General features: G+C 68.5%; 1 protein-coding gene. It reads left to right on the plus strand.

What is annotated here, in order from left to right; translation table 11 throughout:
* The first annotated feature begins 68 nt into the window (after positions 1 to 68).
* Positions 69 to 21,815: a non-ribosomal peptide synthase/polyketide synthase gene (locus ACQR3U_RS12805; protein WP_230811010.1), complete on the plus strand. Its 21,747-nt coding sequence runs from the start codon at positions 69 to 71 to the stop codon at positions 21,813 to 21,815.
* Positions 21,816 to 21,944: the final 129 nt, after the last annotated feature.

Here is a 21,944-nt window from a genome sequence, read left to right on the forward strand (position 1 = left end):
GCAGCGGGGGGCGGTGTCGCGTGCGCAGCGTGATGCCGAGCGCAGGTTATTTCAGGAGGCTGACGTAGATGACGGGTGACATGGCGGGCAAGCCGGCGCTGGCGATCGAGGACCTTCCCCGGTTGCTCGCCGCCGTCGCGGAGATCGAACCCGACCGCGTCGCCCTCACCGACGGTGACACCCGTATCGGCTACGCGCGCCTGCGCGACGAGATCGCCACGCTCGACACCGCGATGGGTGGCGCGCTCGGTTTCGACGCGCTGTTCCCCGTCGTCCTGTCGAACATCGCGCCCGCTCTGCTGGGTGCTCCGGGTCTCGCGGGGGTGGTCGACGCCCTGCTGGCCGACGCCGTCGAGGTGCTCGGCGACGATGCAGCAGCACCGGCCACGTTCGATCCCGATACACTGGTGGCGCGTTTCGACGCCCAGGTGGCGCGGACCCCCGATGCGGTCGCTCTCGAGTTCGACGGGCAGGCCCTGACCTACCGCGAATTCGATGCCCGCGCCAACCGTCTCGCACGTCACCTGATCGGTCTCGGTGTGGGCCCGGACGCACGGGTCGGTCTCGCCGTCCGCCGGTCGTTCGATCTGCTGGTCGGCATGTACGCCATCGTCAAGGCCGGTGGCGCCTACGTGCCGCTCGATCCCGACCATCCGGCCGATCGCCTCGCCTACGTCCTCGAGATCGCCGAGCCGGTCGCCGTCGTCACCACCGAGCGCGACGCCGTCGATCTTCCCGATTCGGTCCCGGCGCTGACGATCGACGCCCTCGACCTGTCGGAGGTCTCCGACGAGCCGATCGCCCCGGAGGAGCGCCGCGGCGCGCTCACGGCCGATCACCTCGCCTACGTCATCTTCACGTCCGGTTCGACGGGACGGCCCAAGGGCGTCGCCGTCGAGCACCGGGCGATCGTCGCGAACATCGACTGGCGCCAGTCCGAATACGGGATGCGCGCCGACGACGTGGTGCTGCAGAAGACACCGTTCACCTTCGACGTGTCGGTCTGGGAGTTCTTCTGGCCGCTGCAGGTGGGTGCCCGCCTCACGATCGCGGTGCCCGACGGGCACCGCGACCCGGCCTATCTCGCGCAGACGATGATCGAACGCGGCGTGACGATCGCGCACTTCGTGCCGTCGATGCTCGCCGTCTACCTCACCGAGCCCACCGCCGCGTCGGTGAGCACCCTCCGCTACGTCTTCGCGTCCGGTGAGGCGCTGCCGCCGCAGACCGTCGCCCGCTTCTACGAGATCTCCTCGGCGCGTCTGCACAACCTCTACGGGCCCACCGAGGCCGCGGTCGACGTCACCTACTTCGCGACCTCGGCCGACGACACCGTCGTGCCGATCGGTGCCGCCGTGGCCGACACCGGCCTCTACGTCCTCGACGAGGGCCTGCGTCCCGTCCCGGACGGTGTCGAGGGTGAGCTCTACCTCGCGGGCGTCCAGCTCGCGCGCGGCTACCTCCGTCGCCCCGATCTGACCTCCGACCGCTTCGTCGCCGACCCGTTCGGCGAGCCCGGTGACCGCATGTACCGCACCGGAGACCTCGTGAAGACGAACGACGACGGGCAGATCGAGTACATCGGTCGCACCGACTTCCAGGTGAAGCTGCGCGGTTTGCGCATCGAACTCGGCGAGATCGAATCGGCGCTGCTCGACCATCCGGGCGTGCGGCAGTCGGTCGTCGTCGTACACTCCGACCCCACGCTCGGCGACCACCTCGTCGCCTATCTCGTCACCGACGGGCACGACATCGAACGGTCCGAGCTCGCCGACGCCGTGCGCCGGCGCCTGCCCGACTACATGGTGCCGTCGCTGTTCGTCGAACTCGACGAGTTCCCGCTCGGCGGCAGCGGCAAGCTCGACCGGAAGGCCTTGCCCGCACCGGACTTCAGCTCCCTGCAGCGCGAATACCGCGCACCGTCGACGGCCACCGAGCGCGCCGTCGTCGCCGCTTTCGAGCAGGTCCTCGGTATCGAGCAGCTCGGTGTCGACGACGACTTCTTCGAACTCGGCGGCAACTCCCTGAGCGCGACGCGGGTCGTCGCGCGGCTCAGCGCCGACCACAAGGTCCGCATCGACGTCCGCGAGTTCTTCGACGCCCCGACGGCGGCCGAACTCGCCTCGCTCGTCGACGCCGCCATGGCCTCGGGTGGCGACGGACGCGCACCGCTGGTCCCGCAGGTGCGTCCGGAACTGGTGCCGTTGTCGCTCGCGCAGCAGCGGATGTGGTTCCTCAACCGCTTCGAGCCCGAATCGGCGGTCGACAACATCCCCGTGGCGATCCGCCTGTCGGGGGCACTCGACGCGGCGGCCCTGCAGGCCGCGGTGACCGACGTGCTCGGCCGGCACGAGTCGCTGCGGACGATCTACCCGGACGTCGACGGTGTGGGCTACCAGCAGGTGCTGCGGGTGGACGAGGTGGTGCCCGACCTGACGCCGGTCCCGGTGGCCGAGTCCGATCTGATCGCCCGGGCCACCGAGATCGTCGGCACCGGCTTCGACGTGACGACGCAGGTCCCCTTCCGGGCCCGGCTGTTCGCCGTCACCGAGACCGGGACCGCGGCCGAGCACGTGCTGGTGCTGGTCGTGCACCACATCGCCTCCGACGGGTTCTCGATGGGTCCGCTGACCCGCGACGTCGTGACGGCCTACGCCGCACGCGTCTCGGGCGACGCCCCGCAGTGGGAACCGCTCGCGGTGCAGTACGCCGACTTCGCCATCTGGCAGCGGGAGGTGCTCGGCTCGGAGGACGATCCGGAGTCGGTCATCTCCTCGCAGGTCGCGTTCTGGCGGGAGACCCTCGCGGGTCTGCCCGAGCAACTCGATCTGCCGGCCGACCGTCCGCGACCGGCCGTCGCGAGCTACCGCGGTGCCTCGCACCGGTTCGTCCTGGACTCCGAACTCCGTTCCGCCGTCCGCGATCTCGCCCGTCGCACCTCCACCACCGAGTTCATGGTCGTGCACGCGGCACTGGCGGTGCTGCTGGCGCGGTTGTCGGGTACCGACGACATCGCGATCGGCACCCCGGTGGCCGGTCGTGGCGACGCGGCGCTCGACGACCTGGTGGGCATGTTCGTCAACACCCTCGTGCTGCGCACCCGGGTCGAGGGCGGCGAGTCGTTCGAGCAGGTGCTCGGACAGGTACGCGGCGCCGACCTCGAGGCGTTCGGGCAGGCCGACCTGCCGTTCGAGCGGCTCGTCGAGATCATCGACCCCGAACGGTCGACGGCACGGCACCCATTGTTCCAGGTGCTCCTCGCGTTCCAGAACCTCGACGCCGACTCCCTCGAACTGCCCGGCCTGACCGTCTCGGCGCTCGACGTCGACGCGGCACTGGCGAAGTTCGACCTGCAGGTCACCGTCTCGGACGACGCGACCGCCGAGGGGTATCTCGTCGACCTCACCTATGCCACGGATCTGTTCGACGCCCGGACGATGGAGTCCTTCGCCGAGCGCCTGACCCGGATCCTCACCGCGGTCGTGACCGAACCCGCACTTCCGGTCGGTGATGTCGCGCTGCTCGACGATGCCGAGCGCACCGATGTGCTCGCCACGTGGAACGCCACCGAGCACGAACTCGGCGACGCCGGGACTCTCGTCGATCTGTTCGCCGAGCAGGTCCGGCGGTCGCCGGATGCGGTCGCGGTGGAGTTCGAGGGCGAGTCGCTGACCTACGGCGAGTTCTCGGAGCGCGTGAATCGTCTTGCGCGGCATCTGATCTCGCTCGGTGTCCGACCGGAGGCGTCGGTGGGTCTGGCGATGCGCCGCTCGCTGGATCTGCTCGTCGGTATGTACGCGATCGTCTCGGCCGGTGGTGCCTACGTGCCGATCGATCCGGATCAGCCGGACGATCGCAACGGCTACATCCTCGACACCGCCGCTCCCGTGGTGGTGCTGACCACCGAACGCGACGGATTCTCCGTGCCGGCCACGGCATCGGTGCCGTCGCTCGCGATCGACGGCCTCGACCTGTCCGCGACACCGGCCGAGCCGGTCACCGACGCCGACCGCCTCGCGCCGTTGCGGCCGTCGAACACCGCGTACTCGATCTTCACCTCCGGTTCGACGGGACGTCCGAAGGGTGTGGCGGTCGCCCATGCCTCGGTCGTCAACCAGATCCGGTGGATCACCACCGAATACGGGATCGACCCCGACGACGTGGTGCTGCAGAAGACCCCGTTCACCTTCGACGTGTCGGTGTGGGAACTCTTCGGCACCCTCGCCGTCGGTGCGCGCATGGTGATCGCGGTCCCGGACGGTCACCGCGACACCGCCTATCTCGGCACCGTCATCCGCGAGCGCGCGGTGACGGCGACCTCCTTCGTCCCGTCGATGCTCGCGGTGTTCGCCGCGTCGGTGTCGCCCGACGACTGCGCGTCGCTGCGCACCGTGCTCGTCGCAGGTGAGGCCTTCCCGATGTCGGTGGCCGAGCAGTTCTCGCGGATCAGCGACGCCGAGCTCCACAACCTCTACGGCCCCACCGAGGCCACGGTGCACGCCACCGCCCGCCCGGTCGCAGGAACGACGGGTGGCTCCGTCGCGATGGGTGCTCCGGTGTGGAACACCCGCGCCTACGTGCTCGACTCGCGACTGTCGCCGGTTCCCGCCGGTGTCGTGGGTGAGCTGTATCTCGCGGGCGTGCAGGTGGCGCGCGGTTACGTCGGCCGCCCCGATCTGACCGCCGAGCGTTTCGTCGCCTCGCCCTTCGGCGAGGGTGAGCGTCTGTACCGCACGGGCGACCTCGTGCGCTGGAGCAACGACCGCAGCGGTGATCTCGAGTATCTCGGCCGCACCGACTTCCAGGTCAAGCTCCGCGGTCTGCGTATCGAGCTGGGGGAGATCGAGACCGCACTGCTCGACCACACCGGGGTGTCGCAGGCTGCCGCGCAGGTGCGGCACGATCAGCTCGTCGCCTACGTGGTTCCGGCCCCGAACACGACCTTCGACCGCGACGGTGCGCAGGCCGCGCTGGGCGCGGTGCTCCCGGCCTACATGGTGCCGTCGCAGTTCGTGGTCCTCGACGAGATGCCGCTCGGCAGTTCGGGCAAGGTCGACCGGAAGGCGCTGCCCGATCCGGTCTTCGAGGCTCGCGGCTTCCGTGCACCCACGACCCCGGTCGAGGAGGTCGTCGCCGGCGTGTTCGCCGACGTCCTCGGTGTCGACCGTGTCGGGCTCGACGACGACTTCTTCGCCCTCGGCGGTAACTCGCTCATCGCGACGCAGGTCGTCGCGCGCCTGGGCTCCGAACTGGGAACCGTTGTGCCCGTTCGTGTCCTGTTCGAGGCGCCCGGCGTGGCCGCTCTCGCCGCCCGCGTCGAGCAGAGCGAGGCCCAGGGCCGCACGCCGCTCGTCGCACAGGAACGTCCCGAGCGGGTCCCGCTGTCGCTCGCGCAGCAGCGGATGTGGTTCCTCAACCGCTTCGAACCGGAATCGGCCGTCAACAACATCCCCGGCGCGATCCGGTTGACCGGCGCCCTGGACGTCGAGGCGCTGCGCTCCGCGGTGGTCGACGTGCTCGGCCGGCACGAGTCGTTGCGGACGATCTACCCGGACGTCGACGGTGTGGGCTACCAGCAGGTGCTGCCGGTGTCCGAGGTCGAACCCGACCTCACGCCGGTCGACGTCACCGAGACGCAGCTGGTGCAGAGCATCACCGATCTCGTCTCGTCCGGTTTCGACGTCTCTGCCCAGGCACCCTTCCGGGCGCAGCTGTTCGCGGTGTCGGCGACCGAGCACGTGCTCGCGCTGGTCGTGCACCACATCGCCGCCGACGGCTTCTCGATGGGCCCGCTCACCCGCGACATCGTCTCCGCCTACGCGGCCCGCGCCGCCGGCGGAGAGCCGGGCTGGGAACCGCTGCCGGTCCAGTACGCCGACTTCGCGATCTGGCAGCGGGAGGTGCTCGGCTCGGAGGACGATCCGGAGTCGGTCATCTCCTCGCAGGTCGGTTTCTGGCGGGACACGCTCGAGGGTCTGCCCGAGCAGCTCGACCTGCCGGCGGACCGCCCGCGGCCCGCCGTCGCCACCAATCGTGGTGCCCTGCACGAGTTCACCATCGACGAGACGCTGCACGACCGCATCGTCACGCTCGCCCGCGAACGCAACGCGACCCCGTTCATGGTGGTGCACGCCGCGCTGGCGGTGTTGCTGGCGCGTCTGTCGGGCACCGACGACATCGCGATCGGAACTCCGGTGGCCGGTCGTGGCGACGCGGCGCTCGACGATCTGGTGGGCATGTTCGTCAACACCCTCGTGCTGCGCACCCGGGTCGAGGGCGGCGAGTCGTTCGAGCAGGTGCTCGGACAGGTGCGCGGCGCCGACCTCGAAGCGTTCGGCCACGCCGACCTGCCGTTCGAACGACTCGTGGAGGTGCTCAACCCCGAGCGCTCCACCGCACGTCACCCGCTGTTCCAGGTGATGCTGTCGTTCCAGAACCTCGAGACCGGCACGCTCGAACTTCCGCGGTTGACCGTCGAGGCCGTCGACCTCGACATCGCGACCGCCAAGTTCGACCTCCAGTTCGTCGTCACCGAGACGCCGACCGCGACCGGTGCCGCCGAGTACTCGGTGGGCCTGACCTACGCCACCGATCTGTTCGACACCCGCACCGTCGAGCGTGTCGCCGAGCGCTTCGTCCGTCTCCTCGATGCGGTCACCGGCGATCTCTCCGTCGCGATCGGTGATGTCGACCTGCTCGACGACGCCGAACGCGTGCAGGTCCTCGAGCAGTGGAACGACACCGACCGCGCGCTCGACGACACCTCGACCCTCGTCGATCTGTTCGCCGAGCAGGTACGGCGGTCGCCGGATGCGCCGGCGGTGGAGTTCGAGGGCGAGTCGCTGACCTACGGCGAGTTCTCCGAGCGCGTGAATCGTCTTGCACGACACCTGATCTCGCTCGGTGTCGGGCCGGAGTCCTCGGTGGGTCTGGCTATGCGCCGCTCGCTGGATCTGCTCGTCGGTATGTACGCGGTCGTCACGGCCGGTGGTGCCTACGTGCCGATCGATCCGGATCAGCCCGACGATCGCAACGGATACATCCTCGACACCGCCGCGCCCGTGGTGGTGCTGAGCACTGAACGCGACGGATTCCGCGTACCGGGGGAGAGGTCCGTCCCGAGCCTGGTCGTCGACACCCTCGACTTGTCCGCGACGGCGTCCGAGCCGGTCACCGACGCCGAGCGGACGTCTCCGCTGCGGGCGTCGAACACCGCCTACGTCATCTTCACGTCCGGGTCCACCGGGCGCCCGAAGGGCGTGGCGGTGCCGCACGGCGCGATCGTCAACCGCTTGCGCTGGATGCAGCACGAATACCCGCTCACCGCCGCCGACGTGGTGCTGCAGAAGACCCCGTTCACCTTCGACGTGTCGGTGTGGGAGTTCTTCTGGCCCTTGCAGATCGGTGCCCGACTGGTGGTCGCCGTGCCCGACGGTCACCGCGACCCGCGGTACCTGGCCTCGGTGATCGAGCGGCGCGGCGTGACCGTCGTGCACTTCGTGCCGTCGATGCTCGCGGTGTTCGTCGCCGAGGCATCGGCCGACGACCTCACCTCGCTCCGTCACGTCTTCGCCTCCGGTGAGGCACTGCCGCCCGCACTGGCCGCACGCACGCGGGCACTGCTGTCCGACGCCGGCCTGCACAACCTCTACGGCCCCACCGAGGCAGCCGTGGACGTGACCTACCACGAGGCCACCGACGCCGACACGGTCTCCGTGCCGATCGGCGCCCCCGTGTGGAACACCCGCGTCTACGTCCTCGACGAGCGTCTCGCGCCCGTGCCCGTGGGGGTCGCGGGAGAGCTCTATCTCGCGGGAGCTCAGCTCGCCCGCGGGTACATGCAGCGCCCCGACCTCACGGCCGAACGCTTCGTCGCCTCGCCGTTCGGCGACGGTGAGCGGCTGTACCGCACCGGCGACCTCGTGCGCTGGACGGAGGGCGCCGGCGAACTCGACTACATCGGCCGCACCGACTTCCAGGTCAAGCTCCGCGGTCTGCGCATCGAACTCGGCGAGATCGAGACCGCGCTGCTCGCCCTCGACGAGGTCGACCAGGCCGTGGTGCTCGTCCGTCAGGACCAGCTCGTCGCCTACGTCGTCCCGCAGGCCGGTACGACCTTCGATCAGGTGGCGGCCGGTGCGGCACTGTCCGCGCAGTTGCCGGCCTACATGGTGCCCGCCACCTACGTGCTCCTCGACGCCATGCCGCTGGGTGCGTCCGGCAAGCTCGACCGCAAGGCACTGCCCGACCCGGTCTTCGAGGTCAGGGCGTTCCGCGCTCCCACCACCTCCACGGAACAGGTCGTGGCGTCGATCTACTCCGAGGTCCTCGGTGTCGACCGCGTCGGCCTCGACGACGACTTCTTCGCGCTGGGCGGCAACTCGCTCATCGCCACCCAGGTGGTCTCCCGCATCGGTGCAGCGCTGAACGCCACCGTTCCGCTGCGCCTGCTGTTCGAGGCCTCCACCGTGGAAGAGCTTGCGGCACGCCTCGAACGCGGGGTCTCCGGCGGTCCGCGCCGGCCCCTCGTCGCCACCGAACGACCTGATCGGGTTCCGCTGTCGCTCGCGCAGCAGCGCTACTGGTTCCTCAACCAGTTCGACACGGCGTCCTCCGCGGTCGACAACATCCCGATCGCCGTGCGGCTCGTCGGCACCCTCGACGTCGAGGCGCTCCGTGCGGCAGCACGCGACGTCATCGCGCGGCACGAATCGCTCCGCACCATCTACCCGGACTCGCCGGAGGGCCCGCACCAGGTGGTGCTCCCGCTCGACGGTGCGCTGCCCGAACTCGTCGTGCGCGACGTCGCGGAGGCCGAACTCGAACCCGAGATCGTCGCCTTCATGTCGACGACCTTCGACGTGACCTCCGAGGTGCCCGTCGCGGTGCGCATCTTCCGCGTCAGCGACGACGAGCACATCCTCGCGCTGGTCGTGCACCACGTGTCGGCCGACGGTGCGTCGGTCGGCCCGCTCACCCGCGACCTGATGACGGCCTATGCAGCGCGCTCCCACGGGGACGCCCCGGCATGGGAACCGCTGCCCGTGCAGTACGCCGACTACGCGCTGTGGCAGCGCGAGGTGCTCGGCAGCGAGGACGATCCGGAATCGCTGGCCGCCAAGCAGGTCGAGTACTGGAAGCAGGCCCTCGCCGGCCTTCCCGACCAGCTCGACCTCCCGTCCGACCGCCCGCGTCCACCGAGCCAGAGCTTCCGCGGCGAATCGTTGCAGTTCACGATCTCACCCGAACTGCACCGCGGCCTGCAGGAACTCGCGCGGTCGAAGAACGCGACGCTGTTCATGGTCGTCAACGCGGCCTTCGCGACCTTGCTGGCACGGCTCTCGGGCACCCGCGACATCGCGATCGGCACCCCGATCGCCGGTCGTGGCGAGCGCGAGCTCGACGACCTGATCGGCATGTTCGTCAACACGCTGGTCTTCCGCAGCGACGTCGACCCGGCCCAGTCCTTCGAGCGACTCCTCGAAGGCACCCGCGAGACCGACCTCGGTGCCTTCGCGAACGCCGACGTGCCGTTCGAACGCCTGGTGGAAGTGCTGAATCCGGTGCGCTCGACCGCCCGCAACCCGCTCTTCCAGGTGGGTCTGTCGTTCCAGAACCTGGCGCGCACCCAGCTCGAACTGCCCGGTCTGACAGTGAGTTCCACCGATTTCGAGCTGCAGCTCGCCAAGACCGACCTGCAGCTCACGGTGTTCGACCACTACGTTGACGACGGTGCGCCCGACATCATCGACGCCACCTTCACGTACGCGACCGATCTGTTCGACGAGTCGACGGTCGAGGGCTTCGCGCAGCGCTTCGTGCGTGTCCTCGAGGCGATCGTCACCGACCCGACCACGGCTGTCGGCGACATCGACATGCTCGACGGATCCGAACGGGTCGAGATCCTCGAGTCGTGGAACGCCACCGACCGCGCGGTCGACCAGGCGTCGACGCTCGTGAATCTGTTCGACGAGCAGGTCTCGCGGGTGCCGGATGCGCCGGCGTTGGTGTTCGAGGGCGAGTCGCTGACCTATTCGGAGTTCGATGCGCGTGTCAATCGTCTTGCGCGCAGGTTGATCTCGGAGGGTGTGGGTCCGGAGTCGACGGTGGCGCTGGCGATGCGTCGCTCGGTCGAGTTGCTGGTCGGTATGTATGCGGTGGTCAAGGCCGGTGGCGTGTATGTGCCGGTGGATCCCGATCAGCCGGACGATCGCAACGCGTACATTCTCGACACCGCCGCTCCGGTGGTGGTGCTGTCCACCGAACGCGACGAGTTCACGGCACCGGGGGAGAAGTCTGTCCCCATCCTGTTGCTCGACAGCCTGGATCTGTCCGAGCTGTCCGCGGTGCCGGTGACCGACACCGAGCGGATTGCGCCGTTGCGTGCGTCGAACACGGCGTATGTGATCTTCACGTCGGGTTCGACGGGTCGGCCGAAGGGTGTGGCGGTGCCGCATGCGGCGATCGTCAACCAGTTGCTGTGGAAGCGTGAGTATTTCGGTCTCGGTGTCGATGATGCGGTGCTGTTGAAGACTGTGGCGACGTTCGATCTGTCGGTGTGGGAGTTCTGGTCGGCGCTGGTCTCCGGTGGGCGTGTGGTGATCGCGTCGGCCGACGGTCATCGCGATCCGGCCTATCTGAACCGGTTGCTGACCGAGCAGTCGGTGACGACGCTGCATGTGGTGCCGTCGATGCTCGAGGCGTTGATGGTCGACGCCGACGGAGTGCTGGCCTCCTCGCTACGCCACATCCTCGCCATCGGCGAAGCGCTGCCGCCGGCGACCGCCCAGCGGTTCCTGACCCACAACCGTGCGCGGCTCGTGAACCTGTACGGTCCGACCGAGGCTGCGGTGTCGGTCACCGCCGGTGATGTCACCGATGTCTCGGGTGCGTCGGTGCCGATCGGTGTGCCCGAGTGGAACACCCGGGTGTATGTGCTCGACGAGCGTCTGCATCCGGTTCCGGCCGGTGTCGCCGGTGAGCTGTATCTCGCGGGTGCGCAGCTCGCGCGCGGGTATTTCGGGCGTGCGGATCTGAGTGCGGAGCGGTTCGTGGCGTCGCCGTTCGGTGACGGGGAGCGGTTGTATCGTACGGGCGATCTGGTGCGGTGGACCCGTGACGGGCAGTTGGATTACTTGTCGCGTACGGATTTCCAGGTGAAGGTGCGTGGGTTCCGTATCGAGCTCGGTGAGATCGAGTCGGCGCTGCGGGCGATGGATGCGTTGCGTGATGTCGCGGTGATCGCTCGTGAGGACGAGCGGGTCGGCACCCAGTTGGTCGCGTACGTCGTACCCATCGAAGCCGACACCCTCGACGTGGCGACGGTCAGGAGCGAACTGGCGACGCAGGTGCCGTCGTACATGGTGCCGTCGGCGTTCGTGACGCTCGATGCGTTGCCGCTGAACGTCAACGGCAAGCTCGACCGCAGGGCCCTGCCCGAGCCGGTCTTCGAGACCCGCGAATTCCGGACCTCCGTCACGCCGGCCGAGCAGGCCGTCGCCGCGGTCTTCGCCGAGGTGCTCGGCGTCGAACGGGTCGGTCTCGACGACGACTTCTTCGAACTCGGCGGCAACTCGCTGCTCGCCACCCAGGTGGCCTCCCGGCTCGGAGCCGCACTCGGCGCGAAGGTTCCGGTGCGTGCCCTCTTCGAGAACACCACCGTCGAATCGCTCGCCGGTGCGGTCGAGTCGCAGCGTGGCGAGGACCGCCGGCCTCTCGAAGCCATCGAGCGGCCCGCACGCATCCCGCTGTCGCTCGCGCAGCAGCGCATGTGGTTCCTCAACCGATTCGACACCGAATCGTCGGCCTACAACGTGCCGATCGCGATCCGGCTCACCGGCGATCTCGACGTCGACGCGCTGCAGGCCGCCGTCGGCGACGTCGTGGCCCGTCACGAATCGCTGCGCACCTTCTATCCGGAGACCGAGGACGGTCCCGTCCAGGTCATCGTTCCGGCCGCGCAGACGGTCCCCGACCTCACCCCGGTGGACGTGCCGGAGGAGGACATCGTCGTCGCCGTCCAGGAACTCGCGGCGACGATCTTCGACGTCACCACGACCGTGCCGCTGAGTGCGCGACTGTTCCGGGTCCGCGAATCCGACTACGTCCTCGCCTTCGTGGTCCACCACATCTCCGCCGACGGCTCGTCGATGGGTCCGCTCACGCGCGACCTCATGACGGCCTACGTCGCGCGGTCGCAGGGCGACGCCCCGGCATGGGAGCCGCTGTCGGTGCAGTACGCCGACTTCGCCATCTGGCAGCGCGAGGTGCTCGGCGACGAGGACGACCCGGAAGCGCTGGCCGCCAAGCAGGTCGAGTACTGGAAGCAGGCCCTCGCCGGACTGCCCGACCAGCTCGATCTCCCGAGCGACCGGCCGCGTCCCGCTGTCCAGTCGTTCCGGGGCGGCCGCGTCGACTTCACCGTTGAGGCCGAACTCCACCGACGCCTCGCCGATCTCGGCCGGCGCACGAACACCACGATGTTCATGGTGCTGCACACCGCGCTCGCGGTGTTCCTCGCACGAATGTCGTCGAGCGACGACATCGCGATCGGCACGCCGATGGCCGGTCGTGGCGAGCGCGAACTCGACGACCTGATCGGCATGTTCGTCAACACGCTGGTGTTCCGGACCCACGTCGATTCGGACGCGTCGTTCACCGAACTCCTGGGACGGACCCGTGAGGCCGACCTCGGCGCGTTCGCGAACGCCGACGTGCCGTTCGAGCGGCTCGTCGAGGTGCTCAACCCCGCACGATCCACGGCACGCCACCCGCTGTTCCAGGTGGGTCTGTCGTTCCAGAACCTCGCGCAGGCCGCACTCGAACTCCCCGGTCTCACCATCTCCGGACTCGACACCGACATGGAGATCTCGCAGTTCGACCTGCACCTGATCGTCACCGACCGCTACAGCGACGACGGCACGCCCACGGGCATCACCGGCTACTTCACCTACGCGACCGACCTGTTCGACGAATCGACGGTCGCGGAGTTCGCCGCCCGGTTCATCCGCGTGCTCGACGCCGTGGTCGACGACCCGGCACTGCCGGTCGGCGATCTGACCCTCCTCGACACCGTGGAAACCGCGCGAGTGCTCGAGGCGTGGAACGACACCACACACCCCACCAGGTCGGCGACGTTGGTCGATCTGTTCGACGAGCAGGTCTCGCGGGTGCCGGATGCGCCGGCGTTGGTGTTCGAGGGCGAGTCGCTGACCTATTCGGAGTTCGATGCGCGTGTCAATCGTCTTGCGCGCAGGTTGATCTCGGAGGGTGTGGGTCCGGAGTCGACGGTGGCGCTGGCGATGCGTCGCTCGGTCGAGTTGCTGGTCGGTATGTATGCGGTGGTCAAGGCCGGTGGCGTGTATGTGCCGGTGGATCCCGATCAGCCGGACGATCGCAACGCGTACATTCTCGACACCGCGGCGCCGGTGGTGATCCTGTCGACCGAACGCGATGCCTTCGTCGTGCCGGGGGAGAGGTCTGTCCCGAGCCTGGCGATCGACACGCTCGATCTCTCGGACGTCTCGTCCGCCTCCATCGTCGACGGCGAGCGGATCGCTCCGTTGCGTGCGTCGAACACGGCGTATGTGATCTTCACGTCGGGTTCGACGGGTCGGCCGAAGGGTGTGGCGGTGCCGCATGCGGCGATCGTCAACCAGTTGCTGTGGAAGCGTGAGTATTTCGGTCTCGGTGTCGATGATGCGGTGCTGTTGAAGACGGTGGCGACGTTCGACCTGTCGGTGTGGGAGTTCTGGTCGGCGCTGGTCTCCGGTGGTCGTGTGGTGATCGCGTCGGCCGACGGTCATCGCGATCCGGCCTATCTGAACCGGCTGCTGACCGAGCAGTCGGTGACGACGCTGCATGTGGTGCCGTCGATGCTCGAGGCGTTGATGGTCGACGCCGACGGAGTGCTGGCCTCCTCGCTACGCCACATCCTCGCCATCGGCGAAGCGCTGCCGCCGGCGACCGCCCAGCGGTTCCTGACCCACAACCGTGCGCGGCTCGTGAACCTGTACGGTCCGACCGAGGCCGCGGTGTCGGTCACCGCCGGTGATGTCACCGATGTCTCGGGTGCGTCGGTGCCGATCGGTGTGCCCGAGTGGAACACCCGGGTGTATGTGCTCGACGAGCGTCTGCATCCGGTTCCGGCCGGTGTCGCCGGTGAGCTGTATCTCGCGGGTGCGCAGCTCGCGCGCGGGTATTTCGGGCGTGCGGATCTGAGTGCGGAGCGGTTCGTCGCGTCGCCGTTCGGTGATGGTGAACGTCTGTATCGTACGGGCGATCTGGTGCGCTGGACTCGCGACGGGCAGTTGGATTACTTGTCGCGTACGGATTTCCAGGTGAAGGTGCGTGGGTTCCGTATCGAGCTCGGTGAGATCGAATCCGCTCTGCGGGCGATGGATGCGTTGCGTGATGTCGCGGTGATCGCTCGCGAGGACGAGCGGGTCGGCACCCAGCTGGTCGCGTACATCGTGCCCGTGGACGATGCGCAGGCGGACATCGAGTCGATAAGATCCGCCCTCGGTGCTCAGGTGCCGTCGTACATGGTGCCGTCGGCGTTCGTGACGCTCGATGCGTTGCCGCTGAACGTCAACGGCAAGCTCGACCGCAGGGCCCTGCCCGAGCCGGTCTTCGAGACCCGCGAATTCCGTGCCCCGAGCACCCCGGTCGAGGAGATCGTCGCCGGCGTGTTCGCCGACGTCCTCGGCCTCACCCGCGTGGGTGTGGACGACGACTTCTTCGAACTCGGCGGCAACTCGCTGCTCGCCACCCAGGTCGTCTCGCGGATCGGCGCGGCGCTCGACACCCGCGTCCCCGTTCGCGTGCTGTTCGAAGCCCCCAGTGTCGCGGCGCTCGCCGTCGCGGCCGAGCAGCACACCGATGCGGCGGCACGTCCGCCGCTGGTGCCGCAGCCGCGGCCTGAACGTGTGCCGCTGTCGCTCGCGCAGCAGCGCATGTGGTTCCTCAACCGCTTCGACACCGAGTCGTCGGTCGACAACATCCCAGTGGCGGTCCGGTTGACCGGGGCACTCGACCTCGGTGCGCTGCAGGCAGCGGTCCAAGACCTGCTCACCCGGCACGAGGTGCTCCGCACCATCTATCCCGAGATCGACGGACAGCCCTACCAGCTGATACTCCCGGTCGCGGAGGCCGCACCCGACATCGACGTCGAATCGGCCACTGAGGACGACCTGCTGCAGAAGGTGACGGCGGTCGTCTCCCGCGGGTTCGACGTCACCACCGAGATCCCGCTGCGCGCAAGACTGTTCGAGCTCTCCGAGCGCGATCATGTGCTGGTCTTCGTCGTCCATCACATCAGCGCCGACGGCTGGTCCATCTCGCCGCTGACCCGCGACGTGATGACGGCGTACATGTCCCGCGCCGAGGGTGAAGCCCCCCGCTGGGCGTCGCTGCCGGTGCAGTACGCCGACTTCGCCATCTGGCAGCGCGCGGTCCTCGGCGGAGAGGACGACGCCGAGAGCCTGCTCGCTGCGCAGGCCGAGTACTGGAAGCGCACGCTCTCGGGTCTGCCTGACGAGCTGAATCTCCCCATGGACCGGCCGCGTCCTTCGATCCAGTCCTTCACCGGCGGCAAGATCGAGTTCGTCCTCGGCGCGGACCTGCACCGCGGCCTCGCGGCACTCGCACGCTCCACGGGCACCACGATGTTCATGGTGATGCACACCGCGCTCGCGGTGTTTCTGTCGAGGATCTCCGACAGCGACGACATCGCGATCGGCACGCCCATCGCCGGTCGTGGCGAATCGGAGGTCGACGACCTGGTCGGCATGTTCGTCAACACGCTCGTCCTGCGCACCCGGGTGGACGCGGGCAAGAGCTTCTCGGACCTCCTCTCGCGCGTGCGGGAGGGCGACCTCGAGGCGTTCGCCCACGCCGACATCCCCTTCGAGCGGCTCGTGGAGATCCTCGCCCCCGAGCGGTCGACGGCACGCCACCCGCTGTTCCAGGTGGCACTGTCGTTCGAGAACCTGCCCGAGACGGCGCTGGAACTGCCCGAACTCACGGTGTCCGGAGTGCCCTTCGAGGTCGACACCGTCAAGTTCGACCTGTCGCTGACCCTCCGCGAGCATCGCGGCGGATCGGATGGCCCCGCCGGAATCTCGGCTGAATTCTCCTACGCGAGTGCGTTGTTCGACCGCTCGACGATCGAAGGATTCGCTCGACGGTTCGAGATGCTCGTCGCGGGAGTACTGGGCGATCCGCACCTGCCGGTCGGAGATCTACCGCTTCTCGACACAGACGAGTTCGACCGGCTCACGCACGTCCACGGCGACCGCGTCAGTGCAGGTGGAAGCCTCACCGACATCCTCACTTCGGGCGTCGCGCGGGCCCCCGAGGCCGTCGCGGTGCGGTACGAGGGCCGGTCGGTCACCTACCGGGAACTCGACGAGACCTCGTCGCGCCTGGCCCGCATGCTCATCGAGCGAGGGGTCGGACCGGAGGACATCGTCGCCGTCGCGTACCCGCGTTCGTACGAGATGGTGCTGAGCGTGTGGGCGATCGCGAAGGCCGGTGCCGCCCACCTGCCGGTCGATCCGAACTACCCGATCGACCGCGTGCGCTACATGCTCGCGGATTCCGGAGCGGCCATGGGTATCACTGGCGCCGAATATCGCGAGGCGATGCCGGACGACTCCGACTGGGTCGTGCTCGACGCGCCGGAGACGGCCGCGGAACTGGACGCGCGGTCCGGTGCGCCGGTCACCGACGCCGATCGCGTGCGGCCGATCCGGCTCGAACACCCGGCCTATGTGATCTACACGTCGGGTTCGACGGGTAGGCCCAAGGGCGTCGTGGTCACCCACACCGGTCTCGGTGGCGTCGTCGACACCGCCGTGGACCTCTACCACCTGCGTGCCGGCCACCGGTTCCTGCACATCTGCTCGCCGAGCTTCGACCCGTCGGTGCTCGAGTGGATGGCTGCATTCTCGAGCGGTGCGACGCTGGTGATCGTGCCGGGCCGGATCATCGGCGGCCCGGATCTTGCGGAACTGCTGCAGACCGAACAGGTGACCCACACGATCATCACGCCCGCAGTGCTGGGCACGATGGATCCTGCCGGTATCGACAGCCTCGAGGTGGTGTCGGTGGGCGGCGACGTCACCACACCCGAGCTGCTCGGTCGCTGGGCGCCGGGACGGAAGTACTTCAACGGGTACGGCCCCACCGAGACCACGATCATCTCGTCGTTCGCCCGCCTGCAACCGGGCCGGCCGATCACGATCGGCAACCCGACCCACGGTGTATCCGCGCTCGTCCTCGATGCCCGGCTGAACCCGGTGCCCGAGGGTGTCGCAGGCGAGCTCTACATGGCAGGTGGCGCGCTCGCGCGGGGTTACCACGGGCGCACCGCCCTGACCGCCGAGCGGTTCGTCGCCAATCCCTACAGCAGCGACGGCTCGCGCATGTACCGCACGGGCGACGTGGTTCGCTGGCGTTCGATCGAGGGCGGTCCCGTCGAGCTCGAATTCGTCGGCCGCAGCGACTTCCAGGTCAAGGTCCGCGGGTTCCGTATCGAGCTCGGCGAGATCGACGCGGCTCTCGCCGGGCACGACAGTGTGGATTTCGCGGCTACTCTCGGCCGGACCACCGGTTCCGGCGCCACCGTGCTGGTGTCGTACGTGCTGCCGGTGCGGGGCCGAACGGTCGACACGGCGGAGTTGACCGAGTTCGTGGCACGGTCGTTGCCGCCGCACATGGTGCCGTCGGCCATCGTGGTACTCGACGAGGTGCCGCTCACGCCGGTGGGCAAACTCGATCGCGATGCGCTGCCGGAACCGGTGATCGAGGAGCGTGAGTACCGGGCCGCCGAGGGTGAGGTCGAGCAGATCATCTCCGAGGTGTTCGCGGAGGTTCTGCATCTGGACAAGGTGAGCGTCGACGAGTCGTTCTTCGCGCTCGGCGGCGACAGCATCGTGTCGATCCAGTTGGTGTCGCGGGCGAAGGCGCGCGGTGTGGTGTTCACCCCCCGGGACGTCTTCGAGCGTCGGTCGGTCGCCGGTCTCGCCGAGGTCGCGACGCGCTCCGAGGGCGGGACGACACTGCGTCCGGCCGAGCTTCCCGGTGGCGGTGTCGGCGAGGTTCCGCTGACGCCGATCATGCATGAGGTCCTGTCGTGGCCCGGTGGTTTCGATCGGTTCTCGCAGATCGTCGCCGTGACATTGCCGCGCGGGATCGATCAGGACGTGCTCGTTCGTACGATCGGTGCTGTCGTCGATCACCACGACGCTCTGCGTTCGATCCTCGAGCGCGGAACCGATGGGGAGCATGTCCTACGCGTTCGCGCCGCGGGGAGTGTCGATCCGATGTCGATTCTCGAACGGGTCGAGCTACCCGCCGGAATCAGCGACGCAGATCTGACTGTCGTTGCGGAACACGAGATCGACGCAGCGCTGGGCCGGCTCGATCCTGCCAGCGGTTCGGTCCTCCGGTTCGTGTGGTTCGATTTCGGCGGTGAGCGTGCGGGCATCCTCGCGGTCGTCGCCCACCATCTGGTCGTGGACGGCGTCTCGTGGCGCATCCTGCTGCCGGACCTCGGCCTGGCCTGGGGGCAGATCGTCTCCGGCCAGGAAGTGTCGCTCGACGCCGTGGGCACGTCCCTGCGGCGATGGGCGCACGGTCTCGTGGCTGCGGCCTCGGAGCGCCGGGCGGAACTTCCTCTGTGGGAGCGCATTCTGGAGGGCCCGGACCCGGCTCTGGGCTCACGTCCGTTCGATCCTGCCGTCGACACCGTTTCCACCGTCCGACGGGTCGAGCTGTCTCTCCCGGCGTCCGAAACCGATGCTCTGCTGACGTCGGTGCCGACATTGTTCCGCGGTGGTGTCGCCGATGGCCTGATGGCTGCGCTCGGCCTGGCACTCGTGCGGTGGCGACGCGATCGAGGCATCGAATCGTCTTCGGCACTGGTCGAATTCGAAGGTCATGGGCGGGAGGAGTCCGTCCTGCCGGGAGCGGACCTGTCGAGGACGGTCGGGTGGTTCACCAGTGCGTACCCGGTCCGGGTCGACCTGACCGGAGTGGACGTCGACGAGGCTTTCGCCGGTGGCGCTGCGATCGGATCGGCCGTGAAGGCGGTCAAGGAACAGCTCCTGGCCATCCCGGACAAGGGTATGGGATTCGGCATGCTGCGCTATCTGGATCCGGAATCGTCGGCGCGGTTGGCGTCGATCGCCCGAGTGCCGCAGGTGAGCTTCAACTATCTGGGCCGGATGTCGTCGGCGGACGTACCGGAGGGCCTCGCGGAGATCGGCTGGGCACCGACCTCCGCGCTCGGCGAGCTGGATGTTGCTCAGGACGCCGACATGCCCGCCAACGCGAGCGTCGATATCAATGCGATCGTCTCGGACGGCGACGGCGGACCACAGCTCGGCGCGAGCATCGCCTTCCCGTCGGGGCTGCTGGATTCCGACGACGTGGACGAGCTTGCTCAGCATTGGTCGCAGGCACTGAGCGCTCTCGCCCAGTACGCGGCGTCACCGGATGCGGGTGGCCTGACACCGTCCGACCTGCTGCTCGCCGGTCTGGAACAGAGCGAGATCGAGGAATGGGAGCAGCGCTACCCGGCGCTCTCGGACGTGTGGCCGCTGTCGCCGCTGCAGGCGGGTCTGCTGTTCCACGCGTCGATGGTGACCGAGGAGCACGTCGACGTCTACACCATGCAGGCCGTGCTGGACCTCGAGGGTGAGGTGGATCCGGCGCGCCTGCGTGCGGCCGGACAAGCACTGCTGGACCGATACCCGAATCTCAGGACCGCTTTCGTCACGGACGCGGAGGGACGGTCCCTGCAACTGGTGCTCGACGACGTCGAGCTTCCCTGGCGAGAACTCGATTCGAGCGACACCGAGGACGAGCGACGGATGGCCGCGGTCGCATCGGCATTGGCGGACGAGCAGTCCCGCCGCTTCGACATGGAGTCGGCACCGCTCATTCGGTTCCTGCTCGTGAGATCCGGAACGAACCGGTACCACCTCGGAGTCACGACCCATCACATCCTTCTCGACGGCTGGTCGATGCCGCTGCTCATGCAGGATCTGATGGCCCTGTACGTGCTTCGCGGTGATCCCACGGCACTGCCGCGCGCGCGCTCCTACCGCAGTTTCCTCGCGTGGCTCGCCGAGCAGGACAGGACGGTTTCGCTCGACGCGTGGGCCACCGCGCTCGAAGGGCTCGGAGATCCGACCGCCATCGCTCCGGTTCAGCGCGACCCCGGGAACGACACGATCTCCACGGTCCGCGTCCTGCTCGACACCGAGCGCACCGCCCGGTTGGCCGCCCTCGCGGCCGATCTCGGCGTAACCGTGAACACCCTCGTGCAGGCTGCCTGGGGCGTAGTGCTCGGCCGCATCACCGGCAGCTCGGACGTCGTGTTCGGCGCGACCGTGTCGGGTCGTCCCGCCGACCTGCCCGGCGTCGAGTCGATGGTGGGTCTGTTCATCAACACATTGCCGGTGCGCGTAAGGACGAACCGGCACGAATCCGTGTCGCAGATGCTCCGACGTCTGCAGGCGGAGCAGGCGGGGTTGCTCGATCACCACTATGTCGGCCTGTCCGACATCGAACAGCGCATCGGAACGCCGATCGGATTCGACTCCCTGCTGGTGTTCGAGTCGTACCCGATCGATCGGGACGCGTTGTCCGACGCTGCGGGCTCGATCGACGGCATGACGATCACGGGCGTCGGAGTGAAGGACGCCACGCATTACCCGATAACGCTGCTCACCGTTGCCGACAGCGAGATCGAACTGACCTTCAAGTACCTGGAGCGGTTCTTCGACGAGGCCGAGGTCGTTCACCTCTCCCGACGATTCGTGCGTGTGCTGGAGGCGTTCGTCGAGGATTCCGACACGGCGGTCGCCGATATCGAACTCGTCGAGGCCGACGAACTCGCGCGCATCGTGGCCGAATCCGGGCCCTCCGCGGTTGTGGGCGGTACGGGAGCGGGCACCCTCGCCACTGTGCTCGCGGAGGTGGTCGAAATGGACCCCTCGGCGCCCGCACTCGCCGTGCCCGCCGAACCCGAGGCCGACGGGCAGGGTGTGGAGATCTCGTACCGCGAACTCGACGAACGGTCTTCCCGCCTGGCCCGCATGCTCATCGATCGCGGGCTGGGAACAGGCGATGCTGTCGCCGTCTCGATGCCACGATCGGTGGACTCGGTGGTCGCGCAGTGGGCGGTGGCCAAGACCGGCTCGGCACTGGTGATGGTCGACCCGGCTCGCCACGGCGAAGAGCTGCCGGCGGGAGCCGCGGTGGGTCTGACCCTCTCGAAGGCGGCAGGATCCCTGTCGGGCGACTGGATCGTCGTGGACGACGAGAAGGTGCAGACGGACCTGTCGGCTCTCTCGGCCGCTCCCGTGACGTACTCGGACCGGCTGCGCCCGGTGGAACCGTCGGACGCGGCGGCGGTCATCGGGTCGCGGACGTTCACGAACGCCGAACTTCTCGAGCGGATCGACGAGCTGCGCGAGAGGTACGAGCTGACCTACGAGTCGCGGAGCGCAGCCCTGGGCAGCGTCGACGTCGAATCGGTGGCCCTCGAGCCGCTGGCCGTGACCGCGACGGGTGCGGTCGTCGTGGTCGTACCCGAGAAGACGGTGTCGGGGGCCTCCCTGGACGGTGTGCTCTACAACGAGTGGGTCACGCACGTCCACCTGCCGGAAGCCTCGCTGCGCACGCTCGAGCCGGGCAGTCTCGAGGATCTCGCGGTGGTCGTCGTGGTCGACGAGGCGCCCCAGGATCTGCTCGACGAATGGGGCGCGGCGCACCGGGTGCACCGGCTCTCCGATCCGGACTGACCGCAGGTGGGGCCGTCCTCGGACGGCCCCGCCGATGCGCGAGGTGGGACCCCGGAGGTACCGCCCGGTAACGTCGAGGGCGACTCGGGAGATGAACCAGAGAGGTTACTGTCGAGTAAGGTCACGCGA

It is taken from the genome of Rhodococcus sp. IEGM1339 (assembly GCF_050321925.1).
Classification (GTDB): domain Bacteria; phylum Actinomycetota; class Actinomycetes; order Mycobacteriales; family Mycobacteriaceae; genus Rhodococcus; species Rhodococcus pyridinivorans.

What these genes read in the sequence shown, in the direction of transcription:
- ACQR3U_RS12805 (WP_230811010.1), top strand. Translation starts at nt 69, where the DNA reads ATGACGGGTGACATGGCGGGCAAGCCGGCGCTGGCGATCGAGGACCTT.